Annotated in this window: 19 protein-coding genes and 1 pseudogene; 14 read left to right on the forward strand and 6 right to left on the reverse strand. The window is 67.5% G+C overall.

Features of this window, described 5'->3' with window-relative positions:
- Nucleotides 1–344: 344 nt before the first annotated feature.
- The 4 genes from NQ034_RS12710 to NQ034_RS12725 all read right to left on the reverse strand — a co-directional run bounded on the left by NQ034_RS12710 (nt 345) and on the right by NQ034_RS12725 (nt 4,398).
- A complete protein-coding gene (locus NQ034_RS12710; RefSeq protein WP_257049266.1) occupies nt 345–1,178 on the reverse strand; it encodes an L-threonylcarbamoyladenylate synthase in 834 nt (277 codons plus the stop codon).
- 128 nt (nt 1,179–1,306) lie between these two features.
- Complete coding sequence (locus NQ034_RS12715; RefSeq protein ID WP_257049267.1) at nt 1,307–2,668, reverse strand: MFS transporter; 1,362 nt, start codon at nt 2,666–2,668, stop codon at nt 1,307–1,309.
- 141 nt (nt 2,669–2,809) lie between these two features.
- The gene (locus tag NQ034_RS12720) at nt 2,810–3,235 is read right to left on the reverse strand and encodes a helix-turn-helix domain-containing protein (RefSeq protein ID WP_257049268.1); all 426 of its coding nucleotides are present in this window, start codon (nt 3,233–3,235) and stop codon (nt 2,810–2,812) included.
- Between the two features lie 65 nt (nt 3,236–3,300).
- Complete coding sequence (locus NQ034_RS12725) at nt 3,301–4,398, reverse strand: YeiH family protein (RefSeq protein WP_257049270.1); 1,098 nt, start codon at nt 4,396–4,398, stop codon at nt 3,301–3,303.
- A 96-nt stretch (nt 4,399–4,494) separates the two neighbouring features.
- Here NQ034_RS12725 and NQ034_RS12730 point away from each other — a divergent pair, with 96 nt between their 5' ends.
- From NQ034_RS12730 to NQ034_RS12760, 8 genes and pseudogenes are all read left to right on the forward strand, one after another.
- Nucleotides 4,495–5,400: a LysR family transcriptional regulator gene (locus tag NQ034_RS12730; protein WP_257049272.1), complete on the forward strand. Its 906-nt coding sequence runs from the start codon at nt 4,495–4,497 to the stop codon at nt 5,398–5,400.
- Nucleotides 5,401–5,766: 366 nt separating this feature from the next.
- A pseudogene (locus NQ034_RS16560) lies at nt 5,767–6,252 on the forward strand (hypothetical protein); the annotation flags it as partial.
- 443 nt (nt 6,253–6,695) lie between these two features.
- Nucleotides 6,696–8,996: a DUF4132 domain-containing protein gene (locus NQ034_RS16465; RefSeq protein ID WP_257049274.1), complete on the forward strand. Its 2,301-nt coding sequence runs from the start codon at nt 6,696–6,698 to the stop codon at nt 8,994–8,996.
- A 29-nt stretch (nt 8,997–9,025) separates the two neighbouring features.
- A complete protein-coding gene (locus NQ034_RS12740) occupies nt 9,026–10,123 on the forward strand; it encodes an AAA family ATPase (RefSeq protein ID WP_257049275.1) in 1,098 nt (365 codons plus the stop codon).
- A gap of 12 nt (nt 10,124–10,135) precedes the next feature.
- Nucleotides 10,136–12,559 (forward strand): DUF5682 family protein, encoded by a 2,424-nt coding sequence (locus tag NQ034_RS12745; protein WP_257049276.1) that lies wholly within the window; start codon nt 10,136–10,138, stop codon nt 12,557–12,559.
- Entirely contained in the window at nt 12,549–13,694 is a 1,146-nt protein-coding gene (locus tag NQ034_RS12750; protein ID WP_257049277.1) for a VWA domain-containing protein, read from the forward strand. Before NQ034_RS12745 ends, NQ034_RS12750 begins: the two co-directional genes overlap by 11 nt.
- A complete protein-coding gene (locus NQ034_RS12755) occupies nt 13,691–15,235 on the forward strand; it encodes a YehQ family protein (protein WP_257049279.1) in 1,545 nt (514 codons plus the stop codon). Before NQ034_RS12750 ends, NQ034_RS12755 begins: the two co-directional genes overlap by 4 nt.
- On the forward strand, nt 15,172–15,738 hold the full coding sequence (locus NQ034_RS12760) for a YehQ C-terminal OB-fold domain-containing protein (protein ID WP_257049280.1): 567 nt from the start codon (nt 15,172–15,174) through the stop codon (nt 15,736–15,738). Before NQ034_RS12755 ends, NQ034_RS12760 begins: the two co-directional genes overlap by 64 nt.
- A gap of 8 nt (nt 15,739–15,746) precedes the next feature.
- Here NQ034_RS12760 and NQ034_RS12765 read toward each other — a convergent pair whose 3' ends face one another.
- Nucleotides 15,747–16,187, reverse strand: a complete 441-nt coding sequence (locus NQ034_RS12765; protein ID WP_257049282.1) for a hypothetical protein — start codon at nt 16,185–16,187, stop codon at nt 15,747–15,749.
- 156 nt (nt 16,188–16,343) lie between these two features.
- On the opposite strand from NQ034_RS12765, the gene NQ034_RS12770 reads away from it, so the two are divergent.
- The 4 genes from NQ034_RS12770 to NQ034_RS12785 all read left to right on the forward strand — a co-directional run bounded on the left by NQ034_RS12770 (nt 16,344) and on the right by NQ034_RS12785 (nt 20,480).
- Nucleotides 16,344–17,582, forward strand: coding sequence for a sensor histidine kinase (locus NQ034_RS12770; protein WP_257049284.1), 1,239 nt, complete (start codon nt 16,344–16,346; stop codon nt 17,580–17,582).
- Nucleotides 17,579–18,238 (forward strand): response regulator transcription factor, encoded by a 660-nt coding sequence (locus tag NQ034_RS12775; RefSeq protein WP_257049287.1) that lies wholly within the window; start codon nt 17,579–17,581, stop codon nt 18,236–18,238. Before NQ034_RS12770 ends, NQ034_RS12775 begins: the two co-directional genes overlap by 4 nt.
- Before the next feature lie 90 nt (nt 18,239–18,328).
- Nucleotides 18,329–19,885, forward strand: coding sequence for an AbgT family transporter (locus NQ034_RS12780; protein WP_257049288.1), 1,557 nt, complete (start codon nt 18,329–18,331; stop codon nt 19,883–19,885).
- A 97-nt stretch (nt 19,886–19,982) separates the two neighbouring features.
- Nucleotides 19,983–20,480: a DUF3592 domain-containing protein gene (locus tag NQ034_RS12785; RefSeq protein WP_257049291.1), complete on the forward strand. Its 498-nt coding sequence runs from the start codon at nt 19,983–19,985 to the stop codon at nt 20,478–20,480.
- A 54-nt stretch (nt 20,481–20,534) separates the two neighbouring features.
- Here the strand turns inward: NQ034_RS12785 and NQ034_RS12790 are convergent, their stop codons facing one another.
- Nucleotides 20,535–21,434: a LysR family transcriptional regulator gene (locus NQ034_RS12790; protein ID WP_257049292.1), complete on the reverse strand. Its 900-nt coding sequence runs from the start codon at nt 21,432–21,434 to the stop codon at nt 20,535–20,537.
- A gap of 70 nt (nt 21,435–21,504) precedes the next feature.
- Here NQ034_RS12790 and NQ034_RS12795 point away from each other — a divergent pair, with 70 nt between their 5' ends.
- Together NQ034_RS12795 and NQ034_RS12800 are read left to right on the forward strand one after the other, a co-directional pair.
- Complete coding sequence (locus tag NQ034_RS12795) at nt 21,505–22,440, forward strand: AEC family transporter (RefSeq protein ID WP_257049293.1); 936 nt, start codon at nt 21,505–21,507, stop codon at nt 22,438–22,440.
- A 46-nt stretch (nt 22,441–22,486) separates the two neighbouring features.
- Nucleotides 22,487–22,690: a hypothetical protein gene (locus NQ034_RS12800; protein WP_257049294.1), complete on the forward strand. Its 204-nt coding sequence runs from the start codon at nt 22,487–22,489 to the stop codon at nt 22,688–22,690.
- Nucleotides 22,691–23,047 lie beyond the last annotated feature (357 nt).

The raw sequence follows: 23,047 nt of genomic DNA on the forward strand, positions 1-23,047 counted from the left end.
ATTGTTCTTCGTATCATCCATCATTATTATTTTCAGCCAGAAAATATGTACTACTTAGTTCTGGCATCACGAAAAAAACTATTCAAGTACGCTATTGAGTTCTCAAACAACAGGCACACACCCACACAAGTAATCCCAACCGCCTGCACAAGACAGACAATGATAGGGACACCGCGAAGGGATGCTCAATCTGATTGTATCACCAGGCCGCGGTTCTAAAACCTAACCCTCAACAGTCCGGGAAGGACTGGCGGTTACTTCAGTGTTTTCCGCCTGGCAACACAGTTAACTATACACACGCTTGGTGGGGCCCGCAAACCGAACAGACATGACACGCACCACAGTCAGTAGTACTGCCCCTGCCGGTAGTCCCAGCTGGGGAATGCGGCGGCCAGATTGGCCATGATCGAGCCCAAGTCCAGCCCCTTGCGGATCAGGGTGGGCACAGGCTCCACTCCCCTCTGACCGTGTTGCTCAGGAACCAGCTGGCCGGCCTCGTCGACGAAGGACACCATGACCCCCTGTTCATACCGGGTATCCGCTGTTTCATTCGGCTGGATCGAACGGACATAGTCATCGGCCTCGATCACCAGATCGGCCTTTTCCGCGATCGCCGGCCCGATCCCCTCGATCCGCCCACGGTTGCCCTTGCCGGACGGATTGGCACTGCTGGCGAACACCAGCCGGCCATCCTTCTCCCACAGGGTCCGCACGATGTTCTCCGCGGGCCGGCCGAACCGGACGACGAAGCAGCTGGTCGCGCGCTCATCCGTGACGAACTCGCCGACCCGCCCCAGGTGGCGTTCTGCGGCTTCGGGACGCCAGGGCAGAATGCAGCCCATCAGAACATCCTGATCCCAGTGGGTCCGATAGAAGGCCTCTGCCTCCCCGGTCAGCTGCGCCAGCTCGCGCAGCTGGTCCATGGATGAGCACAGAACGACGCCCGGCTTGTTCCGGGCCCGGTTCTTCACCGTGAACTTCCGTTCCAAGCCGATCCTGTCGCTGGTCAAAATGATGTATCCGACCTTGGTCGGGCTGACCACGATGCACCCTTCCCGGCGCAGTAGCTCAACGGCCAGAGCCTCGGCCGCCGCGTCCCAGTGGACCGGCACCCCGGTATCCGCATCCGGAACCTCTGCACTCTGCGAATCCGACCTCGGCGCGCTTGTCTGCGTCATCTCACCCTCACTCAATCATTAGGTTACCGTTACCTTATTTGCCTGAGAAGGTGTGTCTCAAGGCCTGTCCACTTAGTGGACGCCTGATGCCGCCGGGCATTGGGCCGCGGCGCGCCGAGCGCAGCGATTCAGGGTCTGAGCGCCACGTTCCGACCACGCAGTGCCGCGACCAGCAGGAGCCCGCACATCAGAACGGCCAAGAGCAGAATTCCCATGAGGATCTGCGACAGGGCGATGTACTGTCCCAGCATCGCAATCGGCAGGGGAGCCAGGAATCCCACATAGCTCAGGGCCTGGAACACCGCGGTATTGCGGCCCAGCCGAGTCTGCTGACTGATCTGGGCCACGATGCGCAGTCCGGCGGTCTGGCACAAGCCGTGAGCCAGACCGAAGACGAAACAGGTAACCAGGAGCAGCGACAGGGATTGCGCACGGACGGCCAGAACGGCAAGTCCCAGGGCACAGGCCGCGATGGCCAGTGCCACCGGTGCCTGCACGCGCGGTGAGACCTTCGCATGTCCAGCCACGGGCTGCACACACAATCCACCCAGGGCCGGTAACGGGGTGAGGAATGCGCTGAACAACAGAGGATCGATCCCGGCACCGCCTCCCACCGCGCTGGGCAGGACGGCCAGGGGGACGCCGGTGCACAGCAGTGTCCATGGGGCCAGCGGGACGACGATCCGCCAGAACCGGCCATCGCGCAGCCCCCGCTGCCCCTCCGCGCCGGCGAGTGCGCCGGCGACCGCACCGGTTGGCGGCCCGGGAACCGACCCACCCGGACCAGCCCCCGGCGCCGTTCCGCCGGACATCTGCACTGCGCCAGGTGCGGCCTCGGCCACGGCGTCCCCGACCGGCAGGGTCACCATGGCTCCGCGGAGCCGACGCCGATGCCACACGAGCAGAGCCAGCGCCACCAGGGCCAGGCACAGGTGGGGGAGCATGACCCAGATCTGCGGGCCGGGCACGTGGGCGGCCAGCAGCCGGGAGGCCAGGATGCCGATGAACAGCGGTCCCACACCCATTCCGGAGGTCATGAGGATCATCGACAGGCGGGAACCGCGCGGCGCCGGCAGAAGCTCGGTGGCCCAGGCAGTCGCCGAGCTGAAACCAATCCCACAGCCGACACCGGTCAGGATGCGTGCACAGACGATCGCAGCCGGCCCTGTGCCGCCGGCCAGCAGCACTGCGGAGGACAGCGCGCACAGCAACACCGCGATGGTGAGGACTCCCGCGCGGCCCAGCCGGTCCGACAGCCACCCGCCCACCACCAGCATCGGGATGAGGCTGAGGCCGTAGAGGACGAAGAGGATCTGCACCTCGACGGGCCCCAACGGCATGATCCGCGGGTAGAACAGGAGGAGCGGTGCGAACTGGTTCGAGCCCCAGCCCAGGATGAACAAACAGAACAGTGGAACGAACGCCCGGGCGTCGGACGAGGTGGCGCTGGGTAGGGCGGCGTCGGACAGGGGCCGGGGGACTTCACTCACCCGACAATTCTGGCTGCTTTTCCGGATGGGTCGAGATACCGGAAACGATGAATATCACCAGTCCAGTATTCACTGGGTGCGTCGATTGCCCGGGGCCATCGCCACGAAGACATCCCAGAGAGAGTCCGCCGGCCAGGCGGATCATGTGCCGGGAATGAGAATGAGCAGTGCCAGAAAATGCGCGGCGGCCACTGCGATGAACTGTTCCACTGTGCTCCCGGCTCCGTGGCATTCGCTCGATGCCCGCCACACTGGCGGGACCGGAAACGAGTATTCACCCCGGGGGTGGAATCGGCCTTGTATGTTTGTGCAGCGGAAGCGGGGGAGCGGGCCGAGGCGGCTCGAAGTGGGCATACCGTGGTCCAGCATGTGCCGAGCGCGCACGATCCGGGCGTTCTGCCGCCATGCCAGCTGGCTGAGCCCAGTGGCGCGTTTGACCGCCCGACTCAGGCCGTACCCGTCCATTCCCACCAGCGCGGCGAGGTCCGCCGCGGGGGCCGCGGCGAAGAACAGATCACCCAGGTCCGCGATCGAACGGGTCAGATCCGGCCGGAATGACGATGACATCGCCTTCGCACAGTTCGATCGGGCCACTCAAGGGACCGGTGAGGACAGAAACGCCACGACCTTGCCTACACCAGCACCCAGATGCCCAGCGCCGCAACGCCGGCGACCAGGCAGGTCGCCAGGGCAGCCAGGGCCACCGGTTTCAGACCCAGGCCGATGAGCGATTTGATGTGCACCCCGCAGCCCAGACCGAACATCGCTGCGGTCAGCAGAACCGTCTGGCCCGTGGCGGCGCCGTGCTGGAACCAAACCGGTAACAGGCCGGTGGTGGCGATGAGGGCCGCGACGATGAAGCCGACCACCCACATGGGCACCAGGGGCGGCCGCTTGCCGGGGGCCTCGGCCCCGAGGCCATCGCCGGCCGGCGACTGGGCACGGGCCCTGGCTGCGGCGCGGGCGACCACGGTGCCCAGCACCATCATCAACGGGGCGAGCAGGACCACGCGGCCCAGTTTCATCAGCGTCGCGGTGGTCAGAGCCTCGGGGCCGAGGATACCGCCGATCGCGGCGACCTGTGCAACCTCATGGGTCGAGGCCCCCGCCCACATGCCAGCGGTGTGCTGGTCCAGGTGCAGCAGCCCGGTGACGCTGGGCACGATCGCGATCATCAGGGTGCCGAACAGGACGACCAGGGCGACGGCCGCCGTGACGTGTTCCTTCTTCGCCTTGATCGTGGATTCCGCGCCGGCCACGGCCGCGGCCCCGCAGATCGAGAAGCCGGCGGCGATGAGCATGCCCAGTTCGTTGTTCACACCCAGCAGACGGCCCATCGCCACGGTGCCGGTGAAGCCGATCGCGACGACGGCCACGATGACGATGATCGCACCCCAGCCCAGGCCCAGCACATCGCCGAGGACCAGGCGGAAGCCCAGCAGCACGATACCCAGGCGCAACAGGGTCTTGGCGGTGAAGTCGATGCCGGGCTGGAGCACCGCGGGGATCGCCGGCAGCACATTGCGCACCAGCACGCCCAGCACGATCGCGATGAGCACCGCGCCCACATAGGGGATGAGGGTGGCGAGCCACATGGCCACGCCCATCGCCGCTGCACACACCACCAGTCCGGGGATGCGCGATCCGTAGAGCCGCATACGGGCGGCGAGCGCGGACGTGGTCTGTGGGTTCGACCCGGGTGCGGGCGGGGGAGTGGTCTGCGTACTCATAGGGTTCAGTCTGCGCCGCCCGTGCTCACTCCGCTAGCCGGGTATCACGCATTGGGACATGCGCAATTGATATGGGTCGTATGAGACGATGGGCGCGTGCACGATCCCGACCCCGCAGTTCTGCGCATCCTGGTCGACCTGGCCCGCCAGGAGGACGAGTCCGGGCATGCCTCTCTGGGTACCGCCGCCCGGAATCTGCAGATGGCCCAGCCCAATGTGAGCAGGGCGGTGAAGGCCTTCGAGGCCGAATGGGGTGTGCACATCGTGCAGCGTTCGCCCAGCGGCTCGCGCCTGGGGCCCGATGGCCGGGTCGTCGCCGGCCTGGCGGCCCAGGTGCTGGCCGATTACCGCAACCTCACCGAGACCCTGGCCGCCCTGCACCGGCGGACCAGTTCCACGCTGCGGATCAGTGCGTCCCTGACCATCGCCGAATACGTCCTGCCGCCCATTCTGCTGCGGTTCCGCCAGCACCATTCCACCACCCGCCCGACGCTGCGCATGCAGAACTCCCGCCAGGTGCTGGACGCGGTGCGCGGGGAGCGGGCCGATCTGGGCTTCGTGGAGACCAGGACGCGCCCGCGCGGGGTGCACTACCGGTCCTTCGACCGGGACGATCTGGTCATCGTGGCGCTGCCGGACCACCCCCTGGCCATGGGTCCCGCGCTCAGCGCTGCGGATCTGGCCGGGCTGCCGCTGATCGTGCGGGAGAGGGGTTCTGGTACGCGCGAGGTGATCGATGCCGCGGTGCCGGGCGGGGCCTCGGTCGCGGCGGAACTGACGAGTTCTTCGGCGGTGAAGACGGCCGCGGCCACGGGAGCCGCTCCGGCGGCCATTTCGCGCCGGGCGGTGGCCGAACAGCTGCGCACCGGCGCGCTGGTGGTGGTGCCGACCGCGCCCGAGGTCGCGCTCACCCGGCCGCTGCGCGTCGTGTGGGCGCGCGGCCGGCGGCCGACGGATGCCGCGCAGGCCTTCCTGCAGGAGGTTCTGGGCGTGCCTGTCTAAGGGCCCGGGGTCCGCACTCGCGCGGCCGACCCCGGTGCGGTTCTGTGACCGTGCGCTTCGGGCCGAACCTGTTGGCCGACAGGCCATGTCAGGGCCTACCGGTAGTGTGGATCACACCTGCTGCACAGCTCGCAGCAGTCGCCAGTCGTCTACCCCATAGGAGCCATCGTGGACACCATCGGTTCGGACTCCCCCGTAGCGTCTTCGAGCAAGTCGCAGGCACAGCCGGCGCCCACCTCACCGCGTCTTGGACTCCCGGATTCCTGGGTCAAGCGCATGCCCAGGGACCGCACCCTCCACCGGCCGGCGCGGGCCATGACCATCAAACGGGAACACGTCGACGCAACCCTGAATACCTTCGCACATATGGCCGACCAGGTCTCCGACGACATCGCGGCCAGCCCGGACCCGGACATCGTGTCGTCCGACCCGGATTCCGCTCTGGGAATCGCAGCGCGGATCATCTCATTGGACTCCCATCTGGGCTATTCCCTGCGAGGCCACTTCCCCACGTACTTCGTCGAATACCTGGTCGGCGAATATCCCCTGCCCCTGGCCACCGCCGCATTGGTCGAAACGCTGAGCATGTACGAGAGCTACGGCACTCAGTTCGGGGTACCGGCGGGACTTATCCGGGAGTCGCCCGGCACGGGCTTCTTCCAGTCTCAGCAGGATCTGAGAGCAGAGTTGTTGAAGGGCTTCCGCACGTACGTGGCCGGCGTATCGGAGGAGGACCATGCGGTCATCATCGCGGCACTGGCACCCTATATCGAATCGCCCAGGTTCCTCCAGGTGCTCGTCGCCGCCTATTTGGTTCCCGAACGCACCGATTGGGCGGATGTGGCCCTGACCCGCTCGCACGACTGCAAACATCTGGCTCCCCATGCCCTGCAGTTCGCGGACACCGGTGCCCGGCTGATAGAGCTGATCGAACACATACCGGTCTGGCAGTTCAAACATCAGCCGGAGGAATTGGCCGCCGCAGTCGAACGACTGGGGGAGGACGCACTGCCCGCACTCCTGCGGGTCATCGATGCCGAGCACGGCTGGGCCGAAGTCATCAAGACCTGCTGCGACCTTGTGGCACTCATTCCGACGGAAGCCGCAGCGCTCGCACTGCTGGACCGCAGGTCGGGGGAGAACACCGCCAGAGCCGCCACTGCTGCGCTCTTGGACTTCGCCGCTCGTTTCCCCACCCTGGCACTGGGGGCCTTGGCACGGCGGGCCGGACAGGACTCGTTCGCAGCCCAGCTCCTGGGGTCAGGGTCCCGGCGGATCCCGAGGCCGCGGCCCAGGTGGCGGCCGAACTCACCGATGATTCCTCTGCCGCACGCATCCGGGCGATCTTGGAACGCCCACGGCTCCCGGAGGCGGACCCCGCGGACCTGCCGCGTGTCCTGGCCGCCCCACCGTGGACGGTCAAGCGCAAACGCGTCAAGGCCACGGTCATCAAGGATCTACACGTTCCCCAGGACATGCACCTGGACTGGTTGCCAGGGGAAGAGGACGAGTGGCTCCACTCCAGCCACTACCTGGTCGGTCAGGACTATGACGAAAGCTGGCAGCATCTACTGGACGACTGCATGTCCGGGAGCGGTTGGTACGATGCCATTCCCATGTTCCTGCTCAACGGGCCGGTCGAACTACTGTTGCCGGTCATCGACTCCCTGCCCCAGCCCCGGAACCTGTCCTATGCGGCGGACTATATGGGGGTCGCACTGTCACGTTTCGGGGATCCGATCGTGCCCTTCGTCTTCACCGCGGCACAGGACACACCCACAACACTGGCGCAGGTGCTCATGCCGGTCGGTGGCGCGCGCATCGCCTCGTTCATGGTCACCACCGCGGCCCGGGCGAAATCGGTTCGGCCGGTGGCCGCCGCCTGGTTCGCCCGGCACCCACAGGATGCGGCCGCAGGCCTCATCCCCCATGCCCTGGAAAAGGCGGGAAAAGTCCGCAAACACGCAGAGGATTCCCTACTCCGGCTGCTGCGGGACACTGCACCTACCGACTCCGCCACCACAGACACCCAGGAGAACCGCCGGGCCATCATCCTGGCCGCCGCGGACTCCTACGGTCCGGAGGCCAGGGCCGCGATCGAAACCCTGTTGGACTCCGACCCCTTGGAGGCTCTACCGACCCGGATGCCGGAACTGCCGGACTGGTTGGCACCGGCTTCGCTGCCACAGCTGACGGCCCGTGCCGGGACCTCGATCCCACTAGATCTGATCCCTCATGTGTTCACGATTTTCGCCCTATCCACCCTGGACGAACCCTATGCGGGCCTGGGCGATCTGCGGGAGGCCACCGACCCCGTATCCCTGGCGGCTTTCGCCCGCGGCATGTTCGAGCTGTGGAAACTGGCAGGGTATCCGTCCAAACAGGGGTGGATCCTCGATGCTCAGGGTCTGGCCGGCGACGATGAGACGGTCCACATGTTGTCCCCGCTGATCCGTGCCTGGCCGGGGGAGTCCGCCCACAAACGAGCGGTGACGGGCCTCCGGGTGCTCACCGCGATCGGCACCGACACCGCTCTGACCCATCTGAATAGGATCGCGCAGAAGGTCAAGTTCAAGGCGCTGCGGGAGACCGCGCGGGATATGATCGACCAGATCGCCGATCGTCTGGGGCTGAGCACGGATGAGCTGGCTGACAGGCTAGTGCCAGACTTCGATCTGGGCCTCGATGGTTCCCGCGTCCTGGACTACGGGCCCCGACAGTTCACCGTGGGCTTCGACGAGGCGCTCAAGCCCTTCGTCTCCCAGGACGGACAGCGCCGCAAGACCCTGCCCAAACCCGGTGTCAAGGATGACGAGGAGCTGGCCGAACCGGCTTATGAGTGGTTCAAGACCCTGAAGAAGGAGGTCAGAGCCTCGGCCGGGGAACAAATCGAACGCTTGGAGCGCGCCATGGTCGAACAGCGCTCATGGACTGCCGAACTGTTCACCACCCTGTTCCTCGAACATCCCTTCATGGTCCATCTGGCCCGCCGTCTGGTGTGGGTCACCGCTGCGGACCCGCAGGATGCCGCCCACACGGCATTCCGCGTCGCCGAGGACGGCACCCTGGCCGACGCCGAGGACGATGAGTTCGTCCTCCCCGAGCAGGCCACTGTGCGGCTGGCCCATCCGCTGACCCTGGACTCCGGGACGCAGGATCAGATGGCCGAACTCTTCGCCGACTATGAGATCCTCCAGCCCTTCGAACAGCTGGGCCGCGAAGTCTACGAACTCACCGCACAGAACAAGTCGACCGGCATCATCGAGGCCTTCGCCGGCTCCACCGTGGCGACGACGAAGATTCTGGCCATGGAGAAGCGGGGCTGGGCCAGGGTCGCACCGGAAGACGGTGGCATCCAGCCCGCATTCCTCCGGGACCTGCCCGACGGCTCCTCGCTCTATGTGAACTTGGACCCGGGCATCGTCGTGGGGGAGCCCTTAGCAGACGGTTTCGACGAACAGACCCTGGCACCGGCAGTCGCCACCGGGTCCACCCAGTCCTGGTACAAACCGGAACCGCGCCCGGCGGCGCTGGCGGGCCTGGACCCGGTGTTCGCCTCGGAAATGCTGCGCGACCTGAGCTGGTTGATTTCATGACCGGCGGCGGAAGGACAGATGAGACAGACGTGGCGGGGAAGACGGCGGCCGACATCCAGCGGCCCCCCGCCGAGGTGCGCTTCGCGGACGAACTGGCACAGCTGCGCGCAGAGGACTCCGCTCCCAGACCACCGGGCTGGACGATGAGCCTGGCCGCGGCCAGGGACTTCATCTGCGGGGACACCGCACGCGGGATCTCACCCAAGTTCGTCGGCGATGTGGCCCTGGTCGAACGCTGCCTGGTGACGCTGGCGACCAGTCGCGGACTGTTGTTGGTGGGGGAGCCGGGCACCGCCAAGTCCCTGTTGAGCGAACTCATCGCGGCCGCCGTCAGTGGGGACTCGACCCTGACCATCCAGGGTGGGGCGGCGACCACGGAGGACCAGATCTCCTATTCCTGGAACTACGCCCTGTTGGTCTCCGAAGGGCCCACAGACCGTGCCCTGGTCCCCGGCCCGGTGCTGCGCGGTATGCGCACCGGTGCCCTGGTCCGGTTCGAGGAGATCACCCGCTGTCCCCTGGAAGTACAGGATTCGCTGCTGTCCTTACTGTCGGAGCGGGTCGTGGCGATTCCGGAGCTGGTGGGCGCCCCCACGATGACCTATGCACACGAGGGCTTCAACATCATCGCCACCGCCAATACCCGCGATCGGGGCGTCAACGAGATGTCGGCGGCGCTCAAACGCCGGTTCACCTTCGAAACGGTTTTCCCGATCGCCGATCCGGCCGTGGAATTGGCCCTGGTCGAACAGGAGGCCGGGCGGCTGCTGGCCGAATCAGGGGTACCCCAGGTACCCGATCACGATGTGCTCGACGTGCTGGTCACGGCATTTCGCGAACTGCGCACGGGTTTGAGCGAACGCGGCGAGGCGATGGAGCCGATGTCCACGGTACTCAGCACCGCGGAGGCCGTGTCGGTGGCCCATGCTGCCGGCGTCAGTGCCTGGTATCTGCACGGGCGCACCCCGAACGCCTCCGATGTCGTGGTGTCCCTGGCCGGTGCCGCGGTCAAGGACGAGCCCGAGGACATGGCCCGGTTGCGCCGTTATCTGGAACAGCAGGTGCCCCGGAAGTCCGGGCCGCAGTGGAAGGCACTCCACGCGGCCCGGGGCCTGCTGCCGGGCTGAGCCGGAGGACTCATGAGCGTCGTCTTCGTGCCGGTCCGCCATCATTCCCCGGCTTGTGCCGGGGAGGTCGAGGCCGTGATCCGCCGGCTGCGGCCTCGCCACGTCCTGGTGGAGGGCCCAGCGGACTTCAACGGCCGGATCGACGAGTTGTTCCTCGACCACGAACTGCCGATCGCCGTCTACACGGGTTTTCACACTGCGGACCGGCTGCACGCCAGCTGGGCGCCGCTGTGCGAGTACTCCCCGGAATGGGTGGCGTTGAACACCGGACGTGTGTGCGGGGCGCAGCTGCACTTCATCGATCTACCGGTGTGGCACCCGGCGCTCTTCGAGGAAACGGAGGCACACGATTCCGAACCGGCGCCGGCCGATCGACGCTACGCGCGGGTCCGGCAACACCTGGCCGAACGCTTCCACACCGATGACGTCGACGCACTGTGGGACCACGTCTTCGAACTGCCGGACTTCACCGCTCCCGAAGCCGCTCCCGATACCGCTTCCGAAGCCGGCGCCGATTCCCTGGCTCTGCGGCTGGACACGTGGTTCACCGGTCTGCGCGGCGATACCGCGGCAGACCCCGCCGATACCGCGCGCGAGGCCTATATGGCCGAGTGGATCCGCGCTGCCCGGGCCGAAGCGGCCCAGGCGAAGGATGCCCAGGGGCAATCCGCCACAGGCGATGACATCGTCGTCGTCACCGGGGGCTTCCACATGCCGGCCCTGCGCCGTCTCATCGCCGAATCGGCGCCGCAAGCCGAAGGGGAGCTCGCCTGGCCCGAAATCCCATCCCCACCGGCGGATGCCGATCCGCCGCGCAGTTACCTGGTGCCCTTCTCCTTCCGCCGGCTGGACTCCCTGGCCGGTTATCGTTCCGGCATGCCGTCGCCCGCGTACTATCAGCGGCTCTTCGAATCGGGACCCCGGGCCGCCGCCGAATACCTGCAGATCCAGGTGGCCACGCGGCTGCGCGAGAGGCATCAGGCCGTGTCCACCCCGGATCTGACAGCGGCCAGGGTAATGGCGGAATCCCTGGCCCGGCTGCGCGGCAATCCGGTGCCGGCGCGTGTCGACGTGCTCGACGGACTGGCCTCGGCCCTGCTCAAGACGGCCTTGGACGCACCTCTGCCCTGGGCACGCAGGTCCTCCCTGGCCCCGGCCACGGATCCTGTGGTCGTGGAGATGGTGGCCGCACTCAGCGGGGACCGGGCGGGCCGGCTGGATCCGCATACGCCTCTGCCCCCTCTCTGGCATGATGTCGATGCTCAGCTGCAGGCTCTGCATCTATCGCCCGGCACTCATTCACTGTCCCTGGTGGATTCGGATGATCTGGAGCGCTCCCGCCTGCTGCACCGCCTGCGGATTCTGCACATCGCGCAGATCGACCGCGTCGACGGCCCGCTGACGGCCCTGGATCCAGAACTCACGGAGGTCTGGGAACTGGGCGAACGGGTGTTGGCGGGACCGTCCGTGATCGAGGCCTCGGGCTTCGGTCCCAGCGTGGCCGACGCCTCGCTGGCCGCTCTGAGCGCGCGACTCGGCGAGGCCTCGGCGGAGGCCGGCCCCGACCTGAGCCTCACCGCCGAGGTGCTGTTCGACGCGGTGCTGTGCGGACACGCCGGACTCACCGATGAACTCCTCGAACTGGTCTCCCGTGCCATCGGGACCAGCGCGGACCTACAGGGGCTCGCCCGAATGCTGGAAACGGCCCTGGGCCTGTGGCGCAACGGCGGGTACCTGGGCGCGGCAGGCTCCGTGCGCCTGGCCGGCACCGCTCGGGCGTGCGTGCCGCGGATCCTGTGGCTGGCCGAGGCCGTGCGAGGTGACGATGGTGCGGAACCCGCCGTGCGCGCCCTGGCCGGCGTCCGCGATGTTGTGCTGACCGCAGGACGGCTGAACCATGGGGCGCAGGAGGAGCAGGCCGCGAGCAGGGAGGCCGTCTTGGCGGTCGCCCACCGTTTGGCGGCCTCGCCCGCAGCCCCCATCCGCGTGCGCGGTGCCGGACTGGGCCTGGCCTGGGCGCTGGGCCAGGCGCCGGAGGACCCGGCACGGATGATTCGCGGCGCCGGGCTGCCGCAGGAACTGGGCGATTTCCTGTCCGGCCTGTTCGCTCTGGCCCGTGATGAGTCCCTGGCCTCGCCGGAGGTGGTGAGGGTGGTCGACCAGGTGGTCTGCGGCTTCGATGCGCAGGCCTTCCTGATCGCCCTGCCCGCCCTGCGAGAGGCCTTCGCCCTGTTCCCGCCCCGCGAGCGCGAGCGCATCGGCCGACTGGCCGCACGCCTGCACGGCCGCGACGATCCCCGGGCGGTAGCGCTCGGCGCGGACAGTGGGATCTCACCGGAACTACGGGCGCGGGCCGCTGCCGTGCAGGAACGCGCCCGCGCCCTGCTGGGCGCGGCGGGGCTGCTGGGCGAAGAGGAGGCCGGCGATGGACGCTGAGTTGGAGCGCTGGCGGCTGATCCTGGGCGAGGCCGCATCCGAGTTGGGGGACTTGGGGGAGCGGGCGGCCGCGCGCGATGCCGCCCTGGACTGGCTCTACGGCCGCGACGAGTCCCTGGGCCGGCGCGGGATCAGACGCGCGGGCAGTAGAACCCGCGGCGGTGCGGGCCGGACCGGGGGAGCCGGCGCATCCACCCTGTCCACCCCGGAGTGGATCGGTGCGGTCCATCGCCTGTTTCCAACCCCCACGATCGAACGCCTGGAGCGCGACGCGGTGGAGCGCTTCCGGATCGACGACCTGGTGACGAATCCGGAGGTGTTGCGGCGCATCGAGCCCAATCAGGCGATGCTGCGCGCGGTGCTGACCACCAAGCACCTGATGAACCAGGAGGTGCTGACCCTGGCCAGGCAGCTGGTCAACCGGGTGATCCGGGATCTGATGGAGCGTCTGGCCACCGAGGTGCGACAGGCCTTCACAGGACCACGCAGCAGAACGCCCACCCGGGTCCCGAACTCGCGGAATCTGGACATCCGCAGGACACTGCGGGCGAATCTGCGCCATTTTCAGCCCGATACCGGCAAGGTCGTGATCGAGCGCCCCTACTTCACCACACGCTCGGCCAAGCGGATGCGGCCCTGGCAGGTGGTGCTGTTGGTCGATCAGTCCGGCTCCATGCTCGATTCCGTCATCCATTCGGCCGTCACGGCCGCCTGCCTGTGGGGTCTGCCGGGCATCCGCACCCACCTGGTCGCCTTCGACACGACGGTCGTCGACCTGACCCGCGACGTCGAGGACCCCGTCGAGCTGCTCATGAAGGTCCAGTTGGGCGGGGGCACGGACATCGCCCAGGCGGTGCAGTACGCAGCAGGGCTGATCGACAATCCGCGGCAGGCCATCGTCGTGCTCATCAGCGATCTCTACGAGGGCGGCAACGACTTCACACTGCGCCGCGAGGTCGCCTCCCTGGTGGGGCAGGGCACCGAGGTGGTGGCCCTGGCAGCCCTGGACGACGAATCCGGGGCCGTCTTCAATCCGTTCATGGGGCAGCAGTTGGCGGATCTGGGCGCCCACGTCGGCGCGATGACTCCCGGGGAGCTCGCCGGTTTCCTGGCCGATACGATCGGACGCTCATGAGCCCGGACGCACAGGCAGGCTCCCCGGCGCGGGAATCTCCGGCGGGGCAGCCGACAGCACGGCTGACAGAACAGCGGCCGGATCTCCTGGCGCTGACCGATGACGCCCTGGCCGCCCTGGCCAACTGCGGCCTGGTCAAACGCGCGGCCAAGGACCTTGCCAAGTCGGCCCCACGGGTGGCCATCGACGAGGCGGACACGGTCACCGCGGACTTCGCCGACGGCACCCACACGGTCCTGGGCTCCGGCGGGCTGGAGGCCGGCACCTGCTCGTGCTCGGCATCCGGGGTGTGCCGTCACCTGGTGGGCACCGTGCTGGCAGTGCGCGCCCTGGCCGCGGAGGCCTCGGACGAGCAGGCCCCGCAGTGGTCGCCCGCGGACGTCGACGATACCGAACTGCTCCGTGTCCTGGGCAAGCCCGCGGTGGACGCCGCACACCGGCGGGTGCGCGCGGGGCTACGCGCCACAGTCCTCATCCCCGATCCCGCCAGGCCCGCCACCGGGGACAACGCCGCCGCGGTGGATCTGCCGACGACCACCGTGCGCTTCCTGGTGCCCGGCGACCTGGGCTATGCGCATACGGATGTGGTCGCGACCGAGCGCGGTGAACAGGTGGCGCTCGCGGTCCTGGCCTTCCGGGCGGCCCAGGCCGAAACACAGGCCGATGCCCCACCCGGCCCGGGCAAGCGCGAGGTGGTCCTGGGAACCCCACAGGTGGCCACCGATCTGCGTACACCCTTCGAACCCGCCCTGGAGTTCGCGACCGAACTGGTGGATCAGGGCGTGCGGATGCTGGCCGGGCACGTGGGCCCGCGGATCGCCGCGGCCCGTGCACCCCTGGCCGCCCGCGGTTTCCAGTGGCCACTCGATGTGCTCGACGAACTCGCCGAACAGCTCGAGGCCTATGCCGGCGGCCATGCCGGATACGCGCCGGGGAGGATCGCGGAGCTGACGGCCGAGCTGGTCGCCAGGGCCACTGCCGGCCCGGCCAGGCCCGCCGAGGCCGACCGGATCCTGGGCACCCGGCAGCCCGCGCGCACCGCCATGCGCCGCGCCCGGTTCTTAGGACTCGGCGCCAGGGTGAGCCGCACAGACGACCCGGCGGGGACCTCGGCGAGCATCACCACCCGGGTGTATCTGGCCGATGCGGACGCCGGTGCCGTGCTGGTGCTCAGCACCTCCTCGACCCATCAGACGGACCAGGTGCCGGCCCCTGATGTCCTGGCCCGGCGCCGGGTCGGCGGGCTGCGATTGGGGGAGGTCTCCCGCGGCTCCCTGACCACCGAATCGGCTACCCGCACGGCGGGGCTGCGCCTGCAGTTGTCTGCCGGGCGGGCCGGCAGATCCACGGTGACGACGGGGCCTCGGCCTGGGATGCCATGCCGGGCGGGCTCGTGGTGGAGCGCGCCGAGGACGCCGCCCGGGAGCTGGCGGACCGCCCCTTCCGACTGGTCGCGCCCCGCTTCGCGGCTCCCGCCGTGCGCCTGCTGCGCGTGGCCCGCGTGGTGGATCTGGGTTACCGACCCGGTGTCCAACTGTTGACCGCACAGCTGGAAGACGTAACGGGCGCCCCGATTGAACTATCGTGCCCCTATCGCGCGGCCGCACCCGGCGCCCTGGACGCCGTCGCCTCCGCGCTGACGGAAGCCGCCGAGGCCGAACGCGGTTTGGAGATCAGCGGGGTCCTCGGGTTCGTGGGAGGGCGACTGCGCATCGATCCCCTGGCCCTGCGCACCCCGCAGGGGATCGTGGTCCCGGATCTGCAAGGGGTTTCAGGGGCGGACCCCGGGCGGGGGAGTGCGGTGGCCGGCGATGCCCTGGACCGGGTGCTCGATGCCGTGGGGGATTTCCTCGCCGAAATACTGCACGCCGGTCTGCACCGGATGACAGGGAGCCACGTGGCACGGATCGACCGGCTGGCCGGGGACCTGGACCAGGTGGGGCTGAGCGATCTGGCGCGGGCATTGCGGATCCTGCAGGCGCCCCGCGCGCGGGCCTGGTTGGATGCGCAGCTGCTGTACCTGGCGACGGTGGCCGCACTATAGGGGATGTCTCAGCGCGCCCGCCGCACCAGCAGGGCCAGTGCACCGGCGAGCAGACCCCAGATCGCATTGGTCGCCAGCATCGGCACGATCGCCAGTGGATTGGCCAGCGGCCCCTGCAGCCTGCCGTCGAGGATCGGGGAGAGCACCCCGCTGAGCACAATCGCGAAGACCGCATAGGCCAGCCCGGTGAACACCAGGGTGAGCAGGGGATGGGCCACCCGGCTCAGGCCCACCACCGCGATCCACACCGCGGAGATCACCAGGGTCGCAAGGATCGGGACCACGGGGGTGACGGAAACGCCGAGCTGTTCGGCGACGATCCGCAGGACCGGCCTGAGCAGGGCCAGGGCCCCGAGTCCGATGATGAGCGGCCAGTGCAGGGAGGCGATGACATTGTTCGAGCTGGTGGCATTCGAACCGTTGGCATTCGAACCATTGGCAGTGTTCATGCCACCGACTCTAGGAACACCGCACCGGCGAGCGCATCGGCCCTGCAGCTCGATTCCGCACGTCCGGCCGCGCACCCGCTATACGTCACGAAGCGACCCTGATCGTCGCCTCTGGGCCCATGCCGATACGCGCCCGAAGTCCCTATGCTGGACAGCATGGGCAGAAGAACCGGTGATGCGCTGCTGGGAGCGGCAACGGCCATTGCGCTGGCACTTATCATCGCACTCGGTCCCGGTGGCACCCGTTCGCCGGACGTCCTGGCCTATCTGTTCGCCGGCGGCCTCGGCGCCCTCCTGCTGTGCCGCCGCCAGTACCCACGAACCGTGCTGGTGCTCAGCATCCTGGGCATGTTCGGCTATTACATCCTGGATTATCCACCGATCGGCGTAGCGGTGCCCGTGGTGGCCGCGCTGTTCTCCGTGGCCGAGGCCGGACGGCCGGGCTGGGCCTGTGGCGCGGCCGCGCTGGTCTTCGCCGTCTCCCTGTACTTCCGCATCCGTGACGGGGGAGAGGCCCTCGGGTTCCTCCTCGGCTACGAATCGGTATCGAACCTGGCCCTGTTCGCTGCAGCGATTGCACTGGGATCGGGGCTGCGCTCCGCGCGGATTCGCGCTACCCAGCAGGAGCAGATCGCCCGGCTGACCCGGGAACGGGTCCTGCGCGAGTCGCAGCTGCGGATGCGCACGGAACGCGAGGACATCTCGCGCGAACTGCACGACACCGTGGGCCACAGCCTGTCCATCATCTCCCTGCACACCGGCGTTGCCGCCGAGGCGATCGGCCACGACGATACCGCCGCGGCACGCGCACTCGAACAGGTCCGGGCCACCTGCCGCCGCTCCCTGCAGGAACTGCGCGCCATGGTCCGCATTCTGCGCACCGACGAGGCCGAGGCCAGGAGCCCCCGATCGCTGTCGAACATCGCCGAGTTGATGGAGACCGCCAGGGCATCCGGCCTGCAGGTGACGGCCGACATCGAAGTCACCCCCGCCGAGCTATCCGAATCGGTGGATGCCGCCGCCTTTCGAGTCATTCAGGAGTCGATCACGAATATCATCCGCCACGCCCATGCCTCCCGGGCGCACATCGGCGCCGCACTCAACGGGCCCGCACTGTGCCTGAGCATCACCGACGACGGCCGCGGAAGGTCGGGGGCCTCGGCCGCTGCCGGGCTGGGCGGTGCCGTGGCCAACGATGCTGTGTCCGGCGATGCTGAGTCGGGCAGTGCCCGGCCCGCGGACGGTCGTCCCGCCGATACTCAACCGGAGCCTCGGCCGGGCTATGGCATCGCCGGGATGACCGAGCGGGTCGAACTACTCGGTGGGACCCTGTCCGCGAGCGCCACAGCCACGGGTTTCTCGGTCGCGGCTACGATTCCCGCGCGGCTGCCATGATCGATCTGGTACTGGTCGACGATCAGGAACTCGTCCGGATGGGGCTGCGCGCCCTGGCCGAGCACGACGGTGACATCCGCATCGTCGCCGAGGCCGCCGATGGGCGCGCCGGGCTGCGGGCGGTCAAGGAGTATCGGCCCGATGTCGTGCTCATGGACATCCGGATGCCGGGGCTCGACGGGATCAGTGCCACCGCGCAGATCATGGCCGATCCGGAACTGGCCGGGGTCCATGTGGTCGTGTTGACCACCTTCGACGAGGACGAGAACGTACTCGCGGCGATTCGCGCGGGGGCCGGCGGATACCTGCTCAAGGACATCGCGCCGGCCGAACTGCGCGCGGCCATCCGCGCGGCCGCCCAGGGCGATGCACTGTTGTCGCCTTCGATCACCGGGAAGGTCATGGGGATGCTGGCCGCACGACCGGATGTTGTGAACCGCCCGGACCTACTGGCCGAGCTGACCGAGCGCGAGCGCCAGGTCCTCCTGCACGTGGGGATGGGCGAGTCCAATGCCGAGATCGGCGCGAGCCTGTACATCAGCCCGGCCACCGCACGCACCTATGTCAGTCGGCTGTTGAACAAGCTGGCCGCCCGCGATCGCGCACAGCTGGTCATTCGCGCCTACGAGTCCGGCCTCATCACCCCGGGACGATGAGGGGCCCGGTGAGGGGCCTTTCATATGAGCCAGCTCCCGTGATCTAGGGTTGTTTCGACCCCTCCTCAACTTTTTTGGAAGTAGGCAGTAGTGAGCAGCGCGCAGGCGTCCGCCCCCGAAACATCCCGGATGAAGGGGATGTTGAAGACCTTCGACGTGATCGAACGCGTCGGCAACAAGATCCCCCACCCGTTCTGGCTGTTCTGGATCCTGGCCGTGTGCGTCATCGCACTCAGCGCGATCCTCGCCGGCATCGGGGTCTCCGCGGTCAATCCGGCCACCGGTAAGACCGTCGCCGTGCAGTCACTGATCAGTGCCGACGGTCTGCAGACGATCATCGGCGATGCGGTGACGAACTATGCCACGTTCCCGCCCCTGGCCACCATCATCACCGTGCTGTTGGGCATTTCGGTGGCGCAGCGCTCCGGTCTGATCGACTCCCTGCTCCACCGCATGGTCGCCAGGGTCCCCGCCCGCTTCCTGACGTTCGCACTGGTCATCGCGGCGATGGTCAGCCACGTAGCCGGTGATGCCGCCTACGTCACGATGATCCCGTTGGGCGCGTTGATCTTCCGGGCAGCCGGGCGCAGTCCGCTGTTGGGCATCGTCGTCACCTATGTCGCCATCTCCGCCGGCTATGACGCATCGCCGTCGCTGACCTCGACCGATGTACTGCTCTCGGGTATTTCCACGGCCGCGGCGCATACGATCGATCCGGACTACTTCGTTTCGCCGGTCTCGAACTACTTCTTCGGGCTCGCATCCTCGATCCTCATCGCCGTGGTCATCACACTCGTCACCGAAACCGTCCTGGCCCGGCACCCACACCTGACCACCGACGATGATCTGGCCGAACTGAGCTCCGACGACCGGGCCAAGCTGGAGGGTACGGCCAAGGACCGGAAGGCGCTGAACGTGACGGGGATCGTCGCCGTGCTGTTCATCCTGGGTCTGATCGCGGCTCTGATCCCGCACACCTCGCCCCTGCGCGGCGAGGACGCGGGCATCCTCAATTCCGTGGTGTTCACCGGTATGGCGTTCATTCTGGGCTTCTTCTTCGCCCTGTTGGGTGCCGTCTACGGGTTCGTCAGCGGCAACTTCACCAAGCCCACGGAAATCATCACCGGCATGATCGAGGGCGTGAAGTCCCTCGCCCCGATCCTGGTGTTGTTCTTCGCCATCTCGCAGTTCCTGGCCTACTTCAAGTGGACCAAGATGGGCGAGGTCCTGGCCATTTCGGGTTCCGACATGTTGGCCAAGATCAACGCTCCGGCCTGGGCGATCCTGCTGGGCATCATCGTGATCGTCACGATTATGAACTTCTTCATCACCAGCGGTTCGGCACTGTGGGCATTGGCCGCTCCCGTGTTCATCCCGATGCTCATGCTGCTGCACATCAGTCCCGAGGTCACGCAGGCCGCCTACCGCATCGCGGATTCGGTGACGAACTGTGTGACTCCGATGAGCCCGTACTTCGTCATGGCCCTGGGCTTCATGCAGCAGTACAAGAAGAAGGCGGGAATCGGCACCCTGGCGTCCTTCACGATCCCCCTGTCGGTCGTCATCTGGGTCGTCTGGGTCGCGTTCTTCCTCATCTGGTACCTCATCGGAATCCCGGTGGGTCCCGGAGCCCCCAGCGGGGTCTGAGCACGGGTGTGGCTATGCGGCCCGTCGCCGCAGCACAACACACTCGGTAAGATCGTCGATCAAGGATACATAATCTGGTGATCGAAGAGGAGCATCCATGTCCAAGAGGGCCGCAGGCCTGGGGTTGCCGATCATGTGGCTCTGCGTAGGCCTGGCATTGTTGCTCCCCGGTCTGTTGATGCAGGGTTTGGCGAGGCAGGACGCAGCGCACCGGAATGCGCAGACCACCGCCACGGTCCTGGACGGTGCGCAGGAGGAAGAGCACAGTGGACACTGCAAACGGGGTTCGTGCAATACCAAGTACGAGTGCCATTTCGACTACCGGTTCATGCCCGCCGGCTCCGATGACATGGTGACCGGCAGGTCCACCGATGACAATGAATGCGATGCCACTGATGTGGCGGGCGCGCAGCGACAGGTCTTCTACGATCCGCAGAACCCAGGCGACAACGGCATACACGACCCCAATGCCGGGTCGAACCGCTGGCTGGGCCTGTGGATGTTCGTCATTCCGGGCGCAGCGCTGAGCATCTACGGCCTGGTCACCGGGGCCATCGCACTCCGTCGCCGGCGGGGGAGCGCCGCCGGGGCATAGGTGCCAGGTTATGGGCGCCAGGGCATAGGGGTAATCGGGGCCCGATAACCCAGGTCAGTCCAGCCAACTCCGGTTGGCGGCGAGCTCGCCTCCCAGCTCCGCTGTCAACCGGGCCACGGGCGAGGCCTCGGACCGGTTGAACACCATGGACGTCTCCACATAGGGCAGGCCGGCATCGCTCAGGCACAGCGCGTGGGCGCTGACCGGCAGGCCGCCGGCCATCGAGGCCGGGACCAGGGTGAAACTCCGCGCATCGGGCAGCCGCAGATTCCGCAGCCCGGGCAGCAAGTCGGTCCGCTGTGGGAAGTCGGTTCCCGCAGTGCGCAGCACCTCCACCAGCAATCGGTAGTGAGCCGGCGCCAGCTCCGGATCGTAGAAGGCGAAGGTGTCCCCGGCCAGATCCTCCAGGGCGATGGCGCTTCGCCCGACCAGACGGTGATTCGCCGCGACCACGGCCACCAGGGACTCACGGCGCAGGAGCAGCTGTTCGAAGTCGGGCCGGGCCGGTATCGTATGTGCAATCGCCAAGTCGATCCCACCTGTGTCCACCGAGTGTTCCAACTCGGCGGACCAGGCCTCGCGGGCCTCGACCCTGATGTGCGGATGTAGACGGGCCAGTTCCTCCAACAGAGCCGGCACTGTCTCATAGGCAGCGGACAGGACGTAGCCGATGCGCACCAGGCCGACCTCGCCCACCGCGGCCAGACGGGTATCGCGCACCATCCGTTCGGCGCGTGCCAGGATCGGTCGGGCGCCCTTGACGAAGGCCCTGCCCGCGGGCGTCAAGCGCACGGGCCGGCGTTCGAACAGCTGCGTTCCCAGTCGCCGTTCCAGATCGCGGATCTGTCTGCTCAGCGGCGGTTGAGCCATGCGCAGGCGTGCGGCGGCGGCCGTGAACCCGCCCTCTTCGGCCACTGCGATCACGTACCGCATCAGCCGCAGCTCGACATCCATACCCTCAGGGTATCCCGGCCGGACCTGTCAGGTCTTCGACAGCGAAGCTGCACCAGGAGAGGATGAACCCATGAATGGTGTTCTCACAGGGTTCGCGATCGTCGGCAGCATCATCACGGCCGGCTATATCGTGGCGCGGATCGGTTTCCTGGGCGAGCAAGGGGAGCGGGTCCTGTCCCGCACAGCCTTCAACCTGGCCTTCCCGGCCTTCATGTTCTCCACCCTGGCCACTTCCCATCTGGCCGAGCTGGTCCGGCCCGATGTGCTGGTCGTCGTCATCGCCTCGCTGACGGTGATGGCGATCTTCATACTGGTGTCGGCCCTCGCCCGCTGGGGCGTGCAAAGGGCCCTGATCGGCGCGCTGGCCTCCAGCTACGTCAACGCCGCCAACCTGGGGCTGCCGATCGCCACCTATGTGCTGGGCAGCGCGGACATCATCCCGCCCGTCCTGTTGTTCCAGCTGGTCTTCGTCGCCCCGCTGACCCTGGCGGTCCTCGACGTGTGCACCGGAACTGGCGGAGGCCTGTGGGGCAGGGTGCTGCGGCCGCTGCGCAACCCGGTGGTCGTCGCCTCGCTGGCGGGAGTGGTGGTCAGTGCCACCGGGCTCGGAGCCCACCTGCCCGATCCGGTACTGGAACCGTTTCACCTGGTGGGGCAGGCGACGGTGCCGCTCATGCTGTTGGCCTTCGGCATGTCCCTGCGTGGAAACGGTCGGCCCTTCACCGGAGGCGACACCGCCGGCATCCTCACCGCCGTGGCACTCAAAGCGGTAGTCGCACCGACGGTGGCGGCGCTCGTCGCCCTTTTCGTCTTCCATCTGTCCGGGCCCGAGGTCCTCGCCCCGGTGCTCTGTTCGGCCCTGCCGACTGCCCAGAACGTCTACGTCTACTCCCAGCGCTACCCGCAGGCAACGGTGCTGGCCAGGGACACGGTCTTCCTCACCCTGTTGGTATCGGTGCCGGTGTTGGTGGTGCTGTCGGTGGTGTTGGCGGTTCGGCCCGGGTGACCCGAATAGTCGGTATACAGAACCAACGTTGATTAGGCTGGATCGCATGACAGATACAACGAACAATCCCACGCGGTTCCAGCTCGACGTCGATCTGTCCGCAATGAGCGGAGATCCGGCCGAAGAACTTGCGCGGGTGCTGCGCTATTGGGCTGGGGCGATGAAGAGCATAGACCTTGGCCAACCGGTCGAACAGGCGATCTACGACTCCGAATACAAGGAAGTCGGGAACTGGCGATTGACCGAGTAAACGGCGGCCAGATGCCCGCTCTTTCTCGGTGCTGGATTCGGCGGCTTTCAGCAATTGGTGGACGGCCTCGGGTCGTGGCGCCGACTTCCGCACCTTGTTCTTCATCTTCACACACAGCTCGCCGGATGGATCCTTTTCACACCAGAGATAACACCGATCATCGTCGGAATGTGTCCGTCGATAGCGGGCGCGGCCACCACCGTCCTCCCACCGCCAAGGCGATGACGAAGATGGAGCCCAGTGCGATGTACCAGTCGCGCCGGCGCGGTGAGGTGCGTGTCGGCATTGGTCGCGCTCCCATTGCCGGTGTGCTCATACTGTAACCCGGTTCCGGCGATGTCCAGAACGCCGGACTCC

Source organism: Brevibacterium moorei, assembly GCF_024580735.1.
Lineage (GTDB): Bacteria > Actinomycetota > Actinomycetes > Actinomycetales > Brevibacteriaceae > Brevibacterium > Brevibacterium moorei.